The organism is Streptomyces sp. NPDC016562 (assembly GCF_043076955.1).
Classification (GTDB): Bacteria; Actinomycetota; Actinomycetes; order Streptomycetales; family Streptomycetaceae; genus Streptomyces.
This window is the reverse complement of the sequence record NZ_JBIBRZ010000001.1, coordinates 1128502-1142692: the sequence shown is the minus strand read 5'-3', so window position 1 is coordinate 1142692 and position 14191 is coordinate 1128502. Positions and strand designations below refer to the sequence as shown.

At 73.1% G+C, this 14191-nt stretch carries 19 protein-coding genes; 15 read left to right on the top strand and 4 right to left on the bottom strand.

Features of this window, described 5'->3' with window-relative positions; genetic code table 11:
• Positions 1–2 precede the first annotated feature (2 nt).
• From ACF059_RS05330 to ACF059_RS05310, 5 genes are all read left to right on the top strand, one after another.
• The gene (locus ACF059_RS05330) at positions 3–968 is read left to right on the top strand and encodes an LLM class F420-dependent oxidoreductase (protein WP_392051627.1); all 966 of its coding nucleotides are present in this window, start codon (positions 3–5) and stop codon (positions 966–968) included.
• Positions 969–978: 10 nt separating this feature from the next.
• Positions 979–1653 carry an HAD family hydrolase gene (locus ACF059_RS05325; RefSeq protein ID WP_392051624.1) on the top strand — a complete coding sequence of 225 codons (675 nt, stop codon included), beginning with the start codon at positions 979–981 and terminating at the stop codon, positions 1651–1653.
• Positions 1654–1793: 140 nt separating this feature from the next.
• Positions 1794–2633 carry a class II glutamine amidotransferase gene (locus ACF059_RS05320; protein WP_360890127.1) on the top strand — a complete coding sequence of 280 codons (840 nt, stop codon included), beginning with the start codon at positions 1794–1796 and terminating at the stop codon, positions 2631–2633.
• 149 nt (positions 2634–2782) lie between these two features.
• On the top strand, positions 2783–3973 hold the full coding sequence (locus ACF059_RS05315) for a glutamate--cysteine ligase (protein WP_392051621.1): 1191 nt from the start codon (positions 2783–2785) through the stop codon (positions 3971–3973).
• Positions 3974–4402: 429 nt separating this feature from the next.
• Entirely contained in the window at positions 4403–4582 is a 180-nt protein-coding gene (locus ACF059_RS05310) for a CsbD family protein (RefSeq protein ID WP_392051618.1), read from the top strand.
• A gap of 98 nt (positions 4583–4680) precedes the next feature.
• Here ACF059_RS05310 and ACF059_RS05305 read toward each other — a convergent pair whose 3' ends face one another.
• Positions 4681–5172: a flavin reductase family protein gene (locus tag ACF059_RS05305; RefSeq protein WP_392051615.1), complete on the bottom strand. Its 492-nt coding sequence runs from the start codon at positions 5170–5172 to the stop codon at positions 4681–4683.
• A 197-nt stretch (positions 5173–5369) separates the two neighbouring features.
• Between ACF059_RS05305 and ACF059_RS05300 the strand changes: the two genes are divergently transcribed.
• Together ACF059_RS05300 and ACF059_RS05295 are read left to right on the top strand one after the other, a co-directional pair.
• Positions 5370–5888 carry a hemerythrin domain-containing protein gene (locus ACF059_RS05300; protein ID WP_392051612.1) on the top strand — a complete coding sequence of 173 codons (519 nt, stop codon included), beginning with the start codon at positions 5370–5372 and terminating at the stop codon, positions 5886–5888.
• Positions 5889–6006: 118 nt separating this feature from the next.
• Positions 6007–6375, top strand: coding sequence for a PRC-barrel domain-containing protein (locus ACF059_RS05295; RefSeq protein ID WP_392051609.1), 369 nt, complete (start codon positions 6007–6009; stop codon positions 6373–6375).
• An 84-nt stretch (positions 6376–6459) separates the two neighbouring features.
• On the opposite strand, the gene ACF059_RS05290 is transcribed toward ACF059_RS05295, so the two are convergent.
• Positions 6460–7266: a ribonuclease BN gene (locus tag ACF059_RS05290; protein WP_392051606.1), complete on the bottom strand. Its 807-nt coding sequence runs from the start codon at positions 7264–7266 to the stop codon at positions 6460–6462.
• 144 nt (positions 7267–7410) lie between these two features.
• Positions 7411–8148, bottom strand: coding sequence for a VOC family protein (locus ACF059_RS05285; RefSeq protein ID WP_392053072.1), 738 nt, complete (start codon positions 8146–8148; stop codon positions 7411–7413).
• Positions 8149–8408: 260 nt separating this feature from the next.
• Between ACF059_RS05285 and ACF059_RS05280 the strand changes: the two genes are divergently transcribed.
• The 8 genes from ACF059_RS05280 (at position 8409) to ACF059_RS05245 (ending at position 13219) form a co-directional block, all read left to right on the top strand.
• Entirely contained in the window at positions 8409–9095 is a 687-nt protein-coding gene (locus ACF059_RS05280) for a HemK2/MTQ2 family protein methyltransferase (RefSeq protein ID WP_392051603.1), read from the top strand.
• A gap of 43 nt (positions 9096–9138) precedes the next feature.
• Positions 9139–9369, top strand: a complete 231-nt coding sequence (locus ACF059_RS05275; protein WP_392051600.1) for a CDGSH iron-sulfur domain-containing protein — start codon at positions 9139–9141, stop codon at positions 9367–9369.
• 65 nt (positions 9370–9434) lie between these two features.
• A complete protein-coding gene (locus tag ACF059_RS05270; RefSeq protein WP_392053069.1) occupies positions 9435–10436 on the top strand; it encodes an iron-containing redox enzyme family protein in 1002 nt (333 codons plus the stop codon).
• 99 nt (positions 10437–10535) lie between these two features.
• On the top strand, positions 10536–11096 hold the full coding sequence (locus ACF059_RS05265) for a hypothetical protein (RefSeq protein WP_392051597.1): 561 nt from the start codon (positions 10536–10538) through the stop codon (positions 11094–11096).
• A complete protein-coding gene (locus ACF059_RS05260; protein ID WP_392051594.1) occupies positions 11080–11718 on the top strand; it encodes a hypothetical protein in 639 nt (212 codons plus the stop codon). The genes ACF059_RS05265 and ACF059_RS05260 overlap by 17 nt, the downstream gene beginning before the upstream one ends.
• 11 nt (positions 11719–11729) lie before the next feature.
• Positions 11730–12110 carry a PRC-barrel domain-containing protein gene (locus tag ACF059_RS05255; RefSeq protein ID WP_392051592.1) on the top strand — a complete coding sequence of 127 codons (381 nt, stop codon included), beginning with the start codon at positions 11730–11732 and terminating at the stop codon, positions 12108–12110.
• Positions 12111–12273: 163 nt separating this feature from the next.
• Complete coding sequence (locus tag ACF059_RS05250; RefSeq protein ID WP_392051589.1) at positions 12274–12429, top strand: DUF6131 family protein; 156 nt, start codon at positions 12274–12276, stop codon at positions 12427–12429.
• A gap of 421 nt (positions 12430–12850) precedes the next feature.
• Positions 12851–13219 (top strand): ATP-binding protein, encoded by a 369-nt coding sequence (locus ACF059_RS05245; RefSeq protein WP_392051586.1) that lies wholly within the window; start codon positions 12851–12853, stop codon positions 13217–13219.
• A gap of 132 nt (positions 13220–13351) precedes the next feature.
• On the opposite strand, the gene ACF059_RS05240 is transcribed toward ACF059_RS05245, so the two are convergent.
• Positions 13352–14191 carry a DUF1206 domain-containing protein gene (locus ACF059_RS05240; protein WP_392051583.1) on the bottom strand — a complete coding sequence of 280 codons (840 nt, stop codon included), beginning with the start codon at positions 14189–14191 and terminating at the stop codon, positions 13352–13354.

Genomic DNA, 14191 nt, shown 5'->3' with positions numbered 1-14191 from the left:
CTATGGTGCGAATCGGATACACGATGATGACCGAGCAGGCCGGACCGCGTGAACTGGTGTCCCACGTCGTGGGCGCGGAGAGGGCGGGATTCGACTTCTCCGTCATCTCCGACCACTTCTTCCCCTGGCTGGACTCACAGGGCCACGCCCCCTACGCGTGGAGCGTCCTGGGCGCCGCCGCGCAGGCCACCTCCCGCATCCCCCTCATGACGTACGTGACCTGTCCGACCTTCCGCTACCACCCGACGGTGGTCGCGCAGAAAGCGGCGACGATGCAGATCCTCTCCGGGGGCCGGTTCCGTCTGGGCCTGGGCTCGGGGGAGAACCTCAACGAACACGTCGTCGGAGCCGGCTGGCCGGCCGCCCCCGTACGCCTGGAGATGCTGGAGGAGGCCGTCGGCATCATCCGGCGCATGTTCGACGGGGAGAGCGTCAGCCACCACGGCGTCCACTTCGACGTGGAGAACGCCCTGCTCTGGGACCTCCCCGACCAGCCGCCGCCCATCGGCATCGCCGTCTCCGGGCCCCGCTCCTGCGCGATCGCCGGCCAGTACGGCGACCTCGTGATCGCCACCGAGCCGAAGCGCGAGCTCCTGCGCGCGTTCGACGAGCACGGCGGCTCGGGCAAGCCCCGCATCGGCCAGCTCCCCGTCTGCTACGACCCCGACCGCGACGCCGCCGTCGCCCGCGCCCACGACCAGTTCCGCTGGTCGCTCGGCGGATGGAAGGTGAACGCCGAAATCCCCGGCACCGGCGGATTCGAGCAGGCCGCCCAGCACGTACGGCCCGAGGACGTCGCCGCAGCCATCCCGTGCGGCGACGACGTGGACGCCTTCGTCGACGCCGTGCGCCCGTACGCCGAGGCCGGATTCACCGAGGTCGCCCTCGTCCAGGTCGGCGGAGAGCACCAGCAGCCCTTCCTGGAGTGGGCCGAGGCCAAACTGCTGCCCGCCCTACGGGACCTGTGAGGCCGCCGCCATGGACCGCGCCGCTCTGTTCGACGTCGACGGCACCCTCACGGACACCAACCACCTCCACGTCGTCTCCTGGTGGGAGGCGCTGCGCCAGGCCGGGCACGAGGTCCCCATGCACGCCGTCCACCGGGCGATCGGCCTGCCCGGCGAAGACCTCCTCGACCACGTCCTGGGCGAGGACCGGGACCGCACCGGCGACGAACGGCTCAGCACCGGACACGACACCCTCTACGCCACCTACTTCGAGCGGATCCCGGCGCTGCCCGCGGCCGCCGACCTTCTGCGCACCCTGGCGCGGGCGGAGTGGAAAGTCCTGCTCGTCACCTCCGCCAAGGACCGGGAACTGAGCGCCCTGCGCCGGGCCCTGGACGCCGAGGACGCCCTCACCCACACGGCGAGCTCCGAGGACGTCGAGCAGGGCAAGCCGGCGCCGGACCCGGTGCTCCACGCCCTGGAGCTGGCTCAAGTGCCGCCCGAACGCGCGGTGTTCGTGGGCGACAGCGTGTGGGACATGAAGGCCGCGGCCCGGGCCGGTGTGACCGGCGTCGGCCTGCTGTGCGGCGGCATCCCGCGCGCGGACCTGGAGGAGGCGGGGACCGCGGCCGTCTACGCCGATCCGGCCGATCTGCTGGCCCGCCTCGGCGACAGCCCGTTCTCACGGCTCACCGCACCGGACTGATCCCCCGGGCCCGGGGCGTCCCCCGTGCCCGCCCGCCGCAGCGTGGCCGCGCTGCGGCGCGGGAGCCCTGAAGCGGCGCGGGCGCGGGGTTAGGATCGGAGCATGCCGTGAAGGGAGCGGTGCGGAAGGGGATGGTGTGCATGTGCCGCTGGCTCGCTTACTCGGGCTCGCCCATGCTCCTCGACGCCGTGCTCTACCGCCCGGAGCACTCGCTGATCAATCAGAGCCTCCACGCCCGTATGGGGGTCGAGACGACCAACGGGGACGGCTTCGGCATCGGCTGGTACAGCGCGGACGGCGACGGCACGCCGGCGGTCTTCCGCGACATCGGACCGGCCTGGAACAACCGCAACCTGCGTGAGCTCGCCGCGCACGTCCGCTCCCCCCTGTTCTTCGCCCACGTGCGCGCCTCGACGGGCTCGGCCGTCCAGCAGACCAACTGCCACCCCTTCCGCCACGGCCGCTGGCTGTGGATGCACAACGGGGCCATCGCCGACTTCCCCCGGTTGCAGCGTGACCTCTGCATGGCCGTGGACCCGGCGCTCTTCCCGGCCATCGAAGGGTCGACCGACTCCGAGGTGATGTTCTACCTGGCCGTCACCCTCGGCCTCGACCAGGACGTCCCGGGCGCGGTCGCCCGCATGGCGGGCCTGGTGGAGCACCTGGGCAAGGAACACGGCGTGCCGGACCCCCTCCAGATGACCGTGGCGGTCAGCGACGGCGAGCGGGTCTGGGCCTTCCGGTACTCCAGCCAGGGCAAGGCACGCTCGCTCTTCTACAGCAGCCGCGCCGAGACCGTCCGCCACCTCCACCCGGAGGTGGACTACCTCCGCCAGATCTCCGACGACTCCCGCATCGTGGTCTCGGAGCCCCTGGGGGACCTGCCCGGCGTGTGGAACGAGCTGCCCGAGGCGAGCTACGCCGTGATCCCCTCCGGCCCGGACACGGACTACCTCCCCTTCATTCCGGAACTTCCCTGATCGCAGGCCCGTGCCAGGCCTTCCCCACCCCGCGTGAGTCCCCTTTTGGGGGGTATGTGCCGCTTGGGTGAGCCGAACGCGTGATCGATCACCCGGCCGACGACGCGCCCGTCCGGGCCACCGGCCCCGATCGACGGAGGCACCTCGCGATGACACTGACCGCCCCCACCCCGGCCGCCGCCGATCGTGCAGGAGCGACCGGCACGTCCACCGCGCCGCGAGAGCGGCACCCCGGCGACACCCCGACGCTGACCATGGGCGTCGAAGAGGAGTTCCTGCTGGTCGACCGCGGCAGCCGCGCCCCGGTGGGCCGCGGACCACGCGTCATCGAAGCCGCCTCCCGCACGCTCGGCCCCCTGGTGCAGCCCGAGTTCTTCACCGCCCAGGTGGAGGTGTGCACCAGCCCCACCACGAGCCCCGCCGCGCTCCGGGCCGAGCTCGCCTGGCTGCGGGCCGAGGTGGTCCGGGCCGCGGCCGCCGAGGACTGCCTGGTCCTGGCGACCGGTACGGCCGTCACGGCGCCCGAGCGTCCCCTGACCGTCACCCGCGACGAGCGCTACCACCGGATGGCCTCGCGCTTCGCGCCGGTCCTCGGCAACCGCGACTGGACGGTGTGCGGCTGCCACGTCCACATCGGGGTGGACGGACGGGCGCAGGCCCTCGACCTCGCCAACCGGATGCGCCCCTGGCTGCCCGCGCTCCAGGCGCTCGCCGCCAATTCACCCTTCGACCGCGGCAGGGACACCGGCTACGCCAGCTGGCGCGCCGTGGCGCACGCCCAGTGGCCCACCGTGGGCCCCGCCCCGGTCCTCGACGAGGTGGCCTACGAGAGGGTCGCCGACGCGCTCGTACGCAGCGGCACGATCATGGACCGGCGGATGATCTACTGGTACGCCCGCCCCTCCGAGCACGTCCCGACCCTGGAGATCCGGGTCGCCGACGTGAACGCCCGCATCGACACCGTCGTCCTCCTGGCGGTCCTCGTACGGGGCCTCGCCGCCACCGTGCGCACGGAGGCGGCCGAAGGCGTCCCGGCCCCCGCGCCCGAGCGCCTCCGGCTGCGCGCGGCCCACCGGTGCGCGGCCGCGCACGGCCTGGACGGCTACGGCCTCGACCCGGTCAGCGGTTGCCTGCTACCGGCCTGGGACCTGCTCGCCCGGCTGCGCGACCGGGCGGCCCCGGGCCTCGCCGCCGCCGGCGACCTGGCCCTCGTGGACGCCCTGCTGGACCGCGTGCGGGCCGAAGGCAACGGCGCTGCCCAGCAGCGGGCCGCACACCGGCGGCACGGACGGCTCAGCGAGGTGGTGGACAGCCTGGCGGAAGCGGTGGCCGCCGCCTGACGGCGGCCCGTTTGCCGTGGCGGGGGCCGGGCAGGCGCCGGAACACGCCGGAACCCAGAGAGCCGAAGCGAGGGAACTCCGTGACCGTGACTCCCCTGAACGTGACGCCCCTGCACATGACTCGCATGGCGGTGACCCCCATGACCGCGACCCCGAAGGGCGCCACCACCGCACCGGAGCCCGAAGGCCCCGGGCCCACCCCGGAAGGGCCGGACCCGGTGCCCCGCGATCCGGTCTCTCCCCGTCCCGGACCCAAGCCCCACGACCCCCGTCCGGCCCCCGGCGGCCCCGGACCGGGCGAGCCGCCCCCGGTGCCGGAACCGCCCGACTGAACGGGCGAACTTGGTGCGCCAGGCGGCCCGGCACGAGTTGCGGGGTGGCTGCCGCGGAAACAGGGTGGACAGCACCGACTCCAGGAAGGAACCCGTCATGAGCAAGGCGAAGGGCAAGGCCAAGCAGGTCAAGGGCAAGATCAAGGAGGGCGCCGGCGGCGCGATGGACGACCAGCGCATGCAGGCGGAGGGCCGCGGTGAGCAGGTGACCGGCAAGGCCGAGGAGATGACCTCGAAGACCACGGGCAAGGTCAAGAAGACCACCGGCACGTCGTGACCCGCGCCGCGGCCTGACCGAAGCCAGTGCCCCGCCGGGCGGAAGCCCGGGCGGGGCACTCGCATGGGGGCGGACCGCCGCAGGGCGACCGGGGCGGCTCAGGCCGGATGGCCCGGTGAGAGGTCCTGGACGTCGCCGAAGCGCAGCAGGGGCGGCCGCACCGGACCGGGCGGGCCGTGCTCGACGGGCGCGAGCAGGAAACCGACGTGGTCCCCGCCGTCGACGTGGCCTTCGATGCGGCCGACGAACCAGGCACACGCGTCCTGGAGGACCGGCGCGGTCCCGTGGGCCGGCCGTCGCCAGTCGACGTGCTCGAATTTGTCGAAGCCGTCGTCGCCGGTCCGGCTGCCGAAGAGCTCCGCCGTCCGCTTCTGATCGTTCCGCAGGGCGTGCACCGCCAGGTGCGAGGCGTTGCGGGCGATGCGGTAGGTGCGGTTGGCGATGGAGAGCCACACCATGAAGCGCGGCGGGTCGATCGAGCACTGGGAGGCGAAGCCCACCAGGCAGCCGGCCCGCTCGTCCCCGTCCGCCGTCGTCACCACGTACATCGGGTAGTCGAGTACGCGGGTGAACGCATCCAGCTCTTCCACGATCGGCCCCCTGCCTCCGCACCGCTCCGGTGCACCCCTACGGCGTCCCCGCCACGCTACCGCGCCCCGCGGCCGCCGGGCGGGTGCGACCCGGCCAGGGGCCCTTTCCGGCCCGTGCGGTCCCTGTGGGGTTCGGATTGCTCGCCGCGGGCAGGCGCGGCAGCCGAAGCGAAACCCGAGAGCAGGAGGGACCCGGCATGGCCGACAAGCAGGAGAACCAGGACGTCGTCGCGGTGATCCTCAAGGACCACCGCAGGATGGAGGAGCTCTTCCGCCGGATGCGCAGTGTGGAGGCGGACCGGGCGGGCGCCCTCGCGGAGTTCTCCGCCCTTCTCGTCGCGCACGGCGAGGCGGAGGAGGCCGAGGTCTACGGCGCTCTGAAGAGGTTCAAGGGCGTCGACAACCACGAGGTCGACCACGGCAGCGAGGAGCACGCCGAGGGCAACGAGGCCCTCCTGGCCCTGCTGGAGGTGTCCGAGGTCGGTTCCGACGAGTGGGACGCGCGCCTGGAGGACCTGGTCAAGGCGGTCTCCCACCACCTCGACGAGGAGGAGCGGACCATCCTCAACGGCGCCCGGGAGAGCGTGCCCCAGGAGCGCAGGGACGAGCTCGGGGCGGTGTTCCTGCGGGAGCGCGAGCGTCTGCTCGCGGCCGACTGCGGCAGCGTCGAGAACGTGCGCGCCCTCGTACGGGGAGGCCGACACCCGGGCGAATGAAGCCCGGAGGGCGGGGCAGGCGAGTTCGGGCGGGGCACCGAGGCCACCGCGTACGTCACCAGAGGAGCGACGGGAGGGACTCCCTCACCGTCTCCGTCTACAGGAGGAGTTGTTTCGCGTGACTGAGCATGTGTGGAGTTACAAGTCGACCGCCGGCCACCTGGCCGGAGCCGATCTGACCGGGTACAAGGTCGAGGCGACCGACGGCAGCATCGGCAAGGTCGACAAGCACTCCTACGAGGCCGGTGACGCCTACATCGTCGTCGACACCGGCGTGTGGATCTTCGGCAAGGAGGTGCTGCTCCCGGCGAGCACCGTGATCCGGATCGATGCGGACGAGCAGAAGATCTACGTCGACGGCACCAAGGAACAGATCAAGAACGCCCCGGAGTTCCACCGTGACAAGCACCTCGGCGACGTCGCCTACCGCGAGGAGCTCGGCACGTACTACACCACCGGCGAGCCCTTCGGCCGCCGCCCTGCCTGACCCCGGTCGCGATGGGCCCGGACTCCTGGAGTCCGGGCCCATTCCCCTGTCCGTCACCGGCCCGGCTCACCCGCCGGGCCGCTGTCACGCCCGGGACCGGCGGCGCCTGCGGCGCAGCAGTTCGTCGTGGAGCAGCCGGCCGGCGAGCGGGCCGCCGAACACCACGACGCCGATGGCGACGAGCCAGGTCTGCAGGACCAGGACCGTTCCGAAGGGGCCGTAGGTGACGGCGTTGGACGCGATCAGCGGGGAGAAGACGAGCCGAGAGAAGACCCGCAGCCCGAGCAGCCCGAGCATGGTGGCCACCGCCCCCGGAAGCAGGGCGGTCCATGCGACCCGGCCGCCGAGCAGCAGCCGCTGGGACCACCAGAAGAAGAGGGTTCCGATCGCCACCGCGATGAGTCCGCGGGCCGGGGACTGGTGCCACGGCGACGTGATCGCCGACAGGTAGAGGACACCCACCAGCCCGGCCAGCCACAGCGCGTGACGCCATCGGGCCCACCAGCGGGCCGGCGGCAGGTCCCAGACCCTCTCGTAGCCGCTCTGCATCACGGTGCCGAAGGACAGCCCGAACACGGCGAGCAGGGCGAGCCCGAACGCCGTCGTGGTGCGCCAGGCCTGGCCGGGCAGCGCGAAGAGCCGCCCGATCTCCCCTTTGGCGGCCGGCGACACACCGAGACCGTCGCCCAGCCATTGCGCGAACCCCTGCCCGCCGCGGGTGTCCGCCGCGGACACGACGATCAGGAGGGGTACCAGCGTCAGGAACCCGAGGGCGGCGAACCCCAGCGCGCGTGGCCACAGGTCCAGCTCCCTCACGTGGGCCCAGCGGCGTCCGGCCCGCGCACGCCGGATCGCGCTGCGTATCCGCCCGAAGGGTGAGGTGACGAGCATGGCCGCTCCCGCTGCTGCTCCCACCGTAGGACCCCAGGGCGGGGGGTTCCACCGGGGCCGGCGGCGCCCGCAGCCCCGCGCCCGCAGCCCCGCGCCCGCAGCCCCGCGCCCGCAGCCCCGCGCCCGCAGTCCCGTCGGGCCCGGTCAGGCCGGCGGGTCCTGCGGTGCGACCACGGTGAAGAGCGCTCCCTCGGGATCGGCGAGGACGACCCACCGGCTCGTAGTGGACGTCTCCACGGGAGAGGCGGTCCTGCCGCCGAGCCGGGTGGCGGCCTCCACCGCGCTCTCCAGGTCGGGCACCCGGAAGTGGACGTGCCAGCGGGGGCGGACCACGGGGTCGGGCGCCGCTTCGAGCGCGCCGCCGGTGATGCGGGCCACGGTCTCGTGGCCGTGGCGCAGGACGACGCGGTCGTGCTCGTAGGAGACGGTGCAGCAGCCGGGCCGCTCGACGCCCCAGTCGAGGACCTCCCCGTAGAAGATGGCGGCGGCGAACGCGTCGCGCGTGCGCAGTTGCAGCCAGGCCGGGGCGCTGCCGTGGCCCACCGACCAGTCGGGGACCACCTCGCCCTGCCAGAACCCGAAGACGGCCCCGGCGGGGTCCGCCGCCAGGGCGGCTCGCCCGGTGCCGAACGCCAGGGGTCCCACCGCCATGGTGGCGCCGCGTTCACGGATGCGGGAGGCGGTCACGTCCGCGTCCTCGACGGCGAAGTACGGCGTCCACACCACCGGCACGCCCGCGCTTCCCGCGAGCGCGCCGACGCCGGCCACGGGCGCCCCGTCGCGAAAGGCGACCAGATTGCCGTCGCCCGGACCGGCGGGGCGGAAGTCCCAGCCGAGGACCGCACCGTAGAACCCCTGTGCGGCATCGAGATCCCGGGCCAGCAGGCTGACCCAGCACGGGGCACCGAAGATCTCGTGGCTCGACGTCGACACAGCTGCCAGCCTCATCTGCCGTTCGCATGGGACGGGACGCCTCCACCGTAGACCGGCGGACAGCCGGGAGGCGGGAGGCATTTCCGTCTGTTCCTCTGAAGATCGACGGAAATACGGCTGAGGCGCTCCGGGCGGGGCAGCCGCACGGTGTCGTGAACTGTCGTCGCGGCCCGCCGCAAGGGGGCCGCACCCGATCCCGGAGGTAAGCGGTGTCCAGTACGGTTCTGACCTCGGGCACCCTGCCAGCCGACCTGATCGCGCTGCCAGGTGTCTACCGGCCGCAGGCCGATACCCGTTTCCTCGCCGCGGCGCTCGCCCGGGAGGACGTGGGCCTGCGGACGGAGGCACTGGAGATCGGCACGGGCACCGGTGCACTGGCGCTGCAGGCCGCGAGCCGTGGAGCCCGCGTCACGGCGGTCGACGTCTCCTGGCCCGCCGTGGCCACGGCGCGCCTGAACGCGCTGCGCCGCGGCCTGCCCGTGCGGGTCCTGCACGGCGACTTCGCCGCACGCACCGCCGGGCGCCGCTTCGACCTCGTCGTCGCCAATCCGCCCTACGTCCCGGCTCCGGCGGCCCGGCTGCCCTCGCGCGGGCCGGAGCAGGCCTGGGACGCCGGGCCCGACGGGCGCGGGGTCATCGACCGGATCTGTGCGCGGGCCCCGAGCCTGCTGCGGCCCGGCGGAGTCCTGCTCATGGTGCATTCGGGCATGTGCGGGCCCCAGGAGACCGTGGAGCGGCTGACCGGGGCGGGGCTGGCCGCGGCGGTCACGGCGAGGACGTCCGTGCCGTGGGGGCCGGTCCTGCGGTCGCGACGGGGCTGGCTGGAGCGGCAGGGCCTGGTGGAGGCGGCCGAGGAACGGGAAGAGCTGGTGATCGTCCGTGCCCAGTCCCTCTGAGCGTGGGCGGGCCGCAGCGTCCCTGAGGGACGAAGCCCGCCGGATGTCCGTGGAACCGCAGGGGCCGGCCCTGGTCGAAGGCCCTGTCGAGATCGTCATGGAGGACGGGACCGTCGCCCGGTCCGACCGCTTCGTGGTCGCGGTGTGCACCTGCCGCCGCAGCCGCATCCAGCCCTGGTGCGACACCAGCCACCGCCGCCGTGAGCGAGCCGACTCACCGCGAGCCGACTCCCCGCGAGCCGACTCACCGCCCGAGGACAGGAAGCCGCGATGACCCCTCCGAGCCCGCGCGTGAGCGTGAGCCCGCGCCCGACCGCGACCCCGAGCCCGGACGCGACGATGCCCGCCGCCGGCCCCCGCCTCGTCGACGGCCGCGGTGAGCTGTCCCGCGCCGTGAGCCAGGCCCTGCGCTCCGGGGGCCCGCCGCAGTACGCCGCGCAGTCCGTGCTGAAGGCGGACCCGTGGAGCGAGGACCTCCAGCTCGCCCTCTACCTGCTGTACGAGCTGCACTACCGCGGCTTCGACGGCGTGGACGACGAGCGGGAATGGGACCCCGACCTGCTGCGGCTGCGCCAGTCCCTGGAAACCCGCTTCCTGCACGCCCTGCGCAGCGAGCTGCCCGGCGTCCCCCGCTCGGTCGAGGAGGCCTTCGGCCCGCTGCTCGTCGAGCCCGTGGACCTCTCCGGCAGCCTCAGCCACTACCTGGAGACCGAGGGCCGGCGCTGGCAGTTGCGCGAGTACGCGGCCCTGCGCTCCCTCTACCACCTCAAGGAGGCGGACCCGCACGCCTGGGTCATCCCCCGGCTCACCGGCCGCGCCAAGGCCGCCATGGTCGCCATCGAGTACGACGAGTTCGGCGCGGGCCGCCCCGAGCGGATCCACGCACGGCTCTTCGCGGACCTCATGGCCGACCTCGGCCTGGATCCCGCGTACGGCCGCTACCTGGACCACGCGCCGGCGCCGTTGCTGGCCACCGTGAACCTGATGTCCCTCTTCGGGCTCCACCGGTCCCTGCGCGGCGCCCTCGTCGGCCACTTCGCGTGCGTCGAGGTCACCTCCTCGCCCGGTTCCAGGCGCCTGGCCAAGGCGATGCGGCGCTGCGACGCGGGGCCGGCGGCCGAGCACTTCTACGCCGAGCACGTGGAGGCGGACGCGGTCCACGAGCAGGTCGTCCGCCACGAGGTCATCGGCGGCCTGCTGGCCGACGAGCCCGCCCTGGAGGCGGACATCGCCTTCGGGTGCGCGGCGACCGTCCTGCTGGAGGACCGTCTCGCGCTCCACATCCGCGAGGCGTGGGACCAGGGGCGCAGTGCCTTGCGCTCGCCGCTGCCCGAGGCGTGAGCGCGTAGGAAGGGCGCCCCGGCGGCGGTGGGTTTGACCGACGCCGGGGTGGGCAGCCGCGCCAATGCATACCGACAGGCCCCAGATCGGAGGCCGCACATGTCAACCAGCACGTTGATAGCCGTCATCGTCGTCGCCGCACTCGTCGTGATCGCGCTCACCGTGATCCTGGCGATGCTGGCGCGACGACGGCACCTGCGCAGCCGCTTCGGACCGGAGTACGAACGCGCGGTGGAGGAGAAGGGCAGCAGGCGGGCCGCCGAGCGCGACCTGCGCGCCCGCGAGGAACGGCACGACAAGCTCGACATCAAGGAGCTGCCCCCGGAGCGGCGCCGCCACTACGCCGAGGAGTGGAGCGGGGTGCAGGAGCACTTCGTCGACCGGCCCCAAGGCGCGGTGTCCGAGGCCGACGCGCTGGTGTCGCGGCTGATGAAGGAGCGCGGCTACCCCACCGAGGGGTACGGCGGCGCCGTCCGCGACCTGTCGGTCGAGCACGGGCGCACCCTGGAGCACTACCGCGCCGCGCACGACGTCAAGGAACGCAGCGGGAACGGCCAGGCCACGACGGAAGAGCTCCGCGGGGCGATGGTCCACTACCGGGCCCTGTTCGAGGAGCTGCTCACCGACGAGAGGAGCGGGGGTCATGCAGATCCACGGTGACAAGGACGAGCGGGACACCGAGCCCGGTCTGACCACGGAGGACCTCGCCCATCCGGGCGGCGCGGGCGCGGACGCGGCGCCGGCCTATCCCGGTGAGGCGACCCGCGACGACGACGAGCGGTTCGGGGGCGGTGAGACCCGGGACGACCGGCTCGGGACCGGGGAGACCCGGGACGAAGGACTCGGGACCGGGGAAACCCGGGACGAGGGGCTCGGGACCGCGGAAACCACGGACACCACGGCCGCACAGACCCGCGACGAGGACCTCGGAACCGATGCCACGTCCACGGAGACGACGGCGACGGCGACGGACACGGGGGCCGATCAGACGACCGGCGAGGCCGCCGACGACAGCCAGCCGCTCCTCGGCGCCCAGGAGGCGGAGGAGTACCGCCAGGCGTGGAGCGACATTCAGGGCCGGTTCGTCGACGACCCGCAGGCAGCGGTCAGGTCGGCGGACACCCTGGTGGCCGAGGTCATGCAGACCCTGGCCGGCACGTTCGCCTCCCACAAGCAGGGCCTGGAGGGCCAGTGGGACCGGGGCGAGCAGGTGGCGACGGAGGACCTCAGGCTGGCCCTCCAGCACTACCGCTCGTTCTTCAACCGCCTCCTCAAGACCTGAAGGCAGGCGCCGTGACTGAGCACGTGTGGAACTATCCGCCGTCCTCCGGCCACCTGGCCGGGGCCGACCTCACCGGATACAAGGTCGAGGCCACCGACGGCAGCATCGGCAAGGTCGACAAACACTCCGACGAGGCCGGCGACGCCTACCTCGTCGTCGACACCGGCATGTGGATCTTCGGCAAGGAAGTCCTCCTCCCCGCGAGCACGGTCTCCCGGATCGACTTGCAGGAGGAGAAGGTCTACGTGAACCGCACGAAGGAACAGATCCGGCACGCCCCCGAATTCCACCGGGACCAGCACCTGCGCGACGCCGGCTACCGGCAGGAACTGAGCACGTACTACGACGTCGGGGGACCCGGGGACGGCCCGGTCGGCAGTCACCGCGCGTGAGCGGCCCCCGGGGCGCCGGCCTCCGCGCGGGCGGTACCACCCCGCCGCCGAGGAGGGAGTGCCACAGCACAGATAAGGACGGCATTAAGGGGTAGACGCCCACTGAGGCGCCCCGGCGGATCCACCCGTTCCGCCGATTCCCAACGCACACACGAGGAGCATCATGATTCTCGTCGGGCTTATTCTTCTGATCATCGGATTCGTGACCGGAATCTCCATCCTCTGGACCATCGGGATCATCCTGCTGGTCATAGGGGCGGTCCTGTGGATCCTGGGCTCGGTCGGGCACGCGGTCGGCGGCCGGCGCCACTACTGGTAGCCGTGGGCTCACGCCGCAGGCGCCAGGCCTACGGCGGTGACATACGAGGACAACGGCCGGCCGCACGCGTGAGCCACACAGAAGCCGGCAGACAGGGGCGGGACCGCTGAGTAGCGGTCCCGCCCCTGGTTGCGTCCGTACGGGTGAGTTCACCGGCCCCACTACGCCGAGGGCGATGTTCACGTGTCCGGGCGAACGAGGCGGGCATACGCGACACCGGGGACGCCTGTACACAGGACGACCGGCCCGGGCCCTTCACAGGACGGAGCCGGCCCCCCTTCCATCCAGCAAGCACATCAGTCAACGCCGGGGTGAGGCGACAGTGGACAAGACGGGAGCAGCCACCGGCGGTCCCCGATGTACGGGAGCGCCGGTCACGGGGCAGTGCCGCCGACTGGCTCTGCGCAGTGTGAGGGGCGCGGTGGCCAAGGGGCGGGACTTCACCCGCCAGGCCCTGAGGGACTGGGGCTGGGACTGTCGGGAGAGCACCGAGGACGCCGTCCTCGTCGTGTCCGAGCTGGTGACCAACGCGGCCCTGCACGCGCACGGCTGCCACGAGCTCGTCCTGACGGCAGGGGAGACACTGCGCATCGACGTGCTCGACGGGGAGAAGGTGCTGCCGTCTCCCCGGGCCGTGCCGCGGCCCGGCGTCCCCGGCGGCCACGGCCTGCACATAGTCCAGCGGCTCTCCGACCGGTGGGGCTCCTACGCCCATGCGACCGGAAAGGTCGTCTGGGCAGAGATCGAGGCCTCCCGCCTGGCCTCGCCCCGGCCGCCCGGACCCCACTGAGCCCGCCTCAGGCCCCTGCGGCAGGGCCCCGGACCATGGACCGCTGATGGCCCGCCACCCCCGGAAAGGGGTGGCGGGCCATCAGCGGTCCATGGGCCGGGCGGCGGGAGCGCCGCGGCCGTATCGCCCTGATCAGACGCGGATCCAGCGGGCCAAGGCCCAGGAGAACGCCCCGAAGAGCATGAGCCCCACGGCGATCACGACCAGCAGCCACGGCCCCGCCCCGGTGTGGGCGAACGACCTCAGCGTGTCGTCGAGCCCCTTCGCCTGCTCGGGCTCGTACCGCAGCGCCGCGTACACGACGAAACCGCCCACCGCCGCGAACAGCGTTCCCCGGGCCACACCACCGGTCACGCCGAGGAAGTCGACGGCCTTGCGCCACCGCGCCGAGGCCGTACCCATGGCGAGGTGCTTGTGGAAGGTGCGCCGTACCGCCTGCACCGCGATGACCACCCCGCCGATGCCGATCCCGAGCCCGACGGCGCCCACCAGCCACTGGCCGGCGGGCAGGTCCAACGCCTTCGCCGTCACATCGCGGGACTGTTCGTCGCCGGAGCGGCCGCCTCCCGCCGAGGACGCGAAGCTGAACACGGAGAACGCCACCACGGCGTAGAAGACGGCCCGGGCAGCCGCGCCGAACCGTTTCAGGGGCTTGTCGCCCTCCGGCCCGGCCGCCCCGAACACCGCCTCCGACAGACGCCACAGCATCATGCCGACGAGCCCGATGCCCACGGCCCAGATGAGGAATCCGCCGAAGGGCTTGCCCGCGAGCTCCTGGAGGGCGCCGTGACGGTCGGCCTCCTTGTCGCCGCCGCCGACCGCGATGCGCACGGCCAGCATGCCGATGAGCACGTACAGCACCCCGCGCGCCACCAGCCCGGCCCGCGCCGCGACCTCTCGGAATTCGCCGCCCTGCGACGCGGCTCTGGCGCCCTTGCGCGCGGCGCCCTCGCCCGCGGTCTCGCTTCTCAT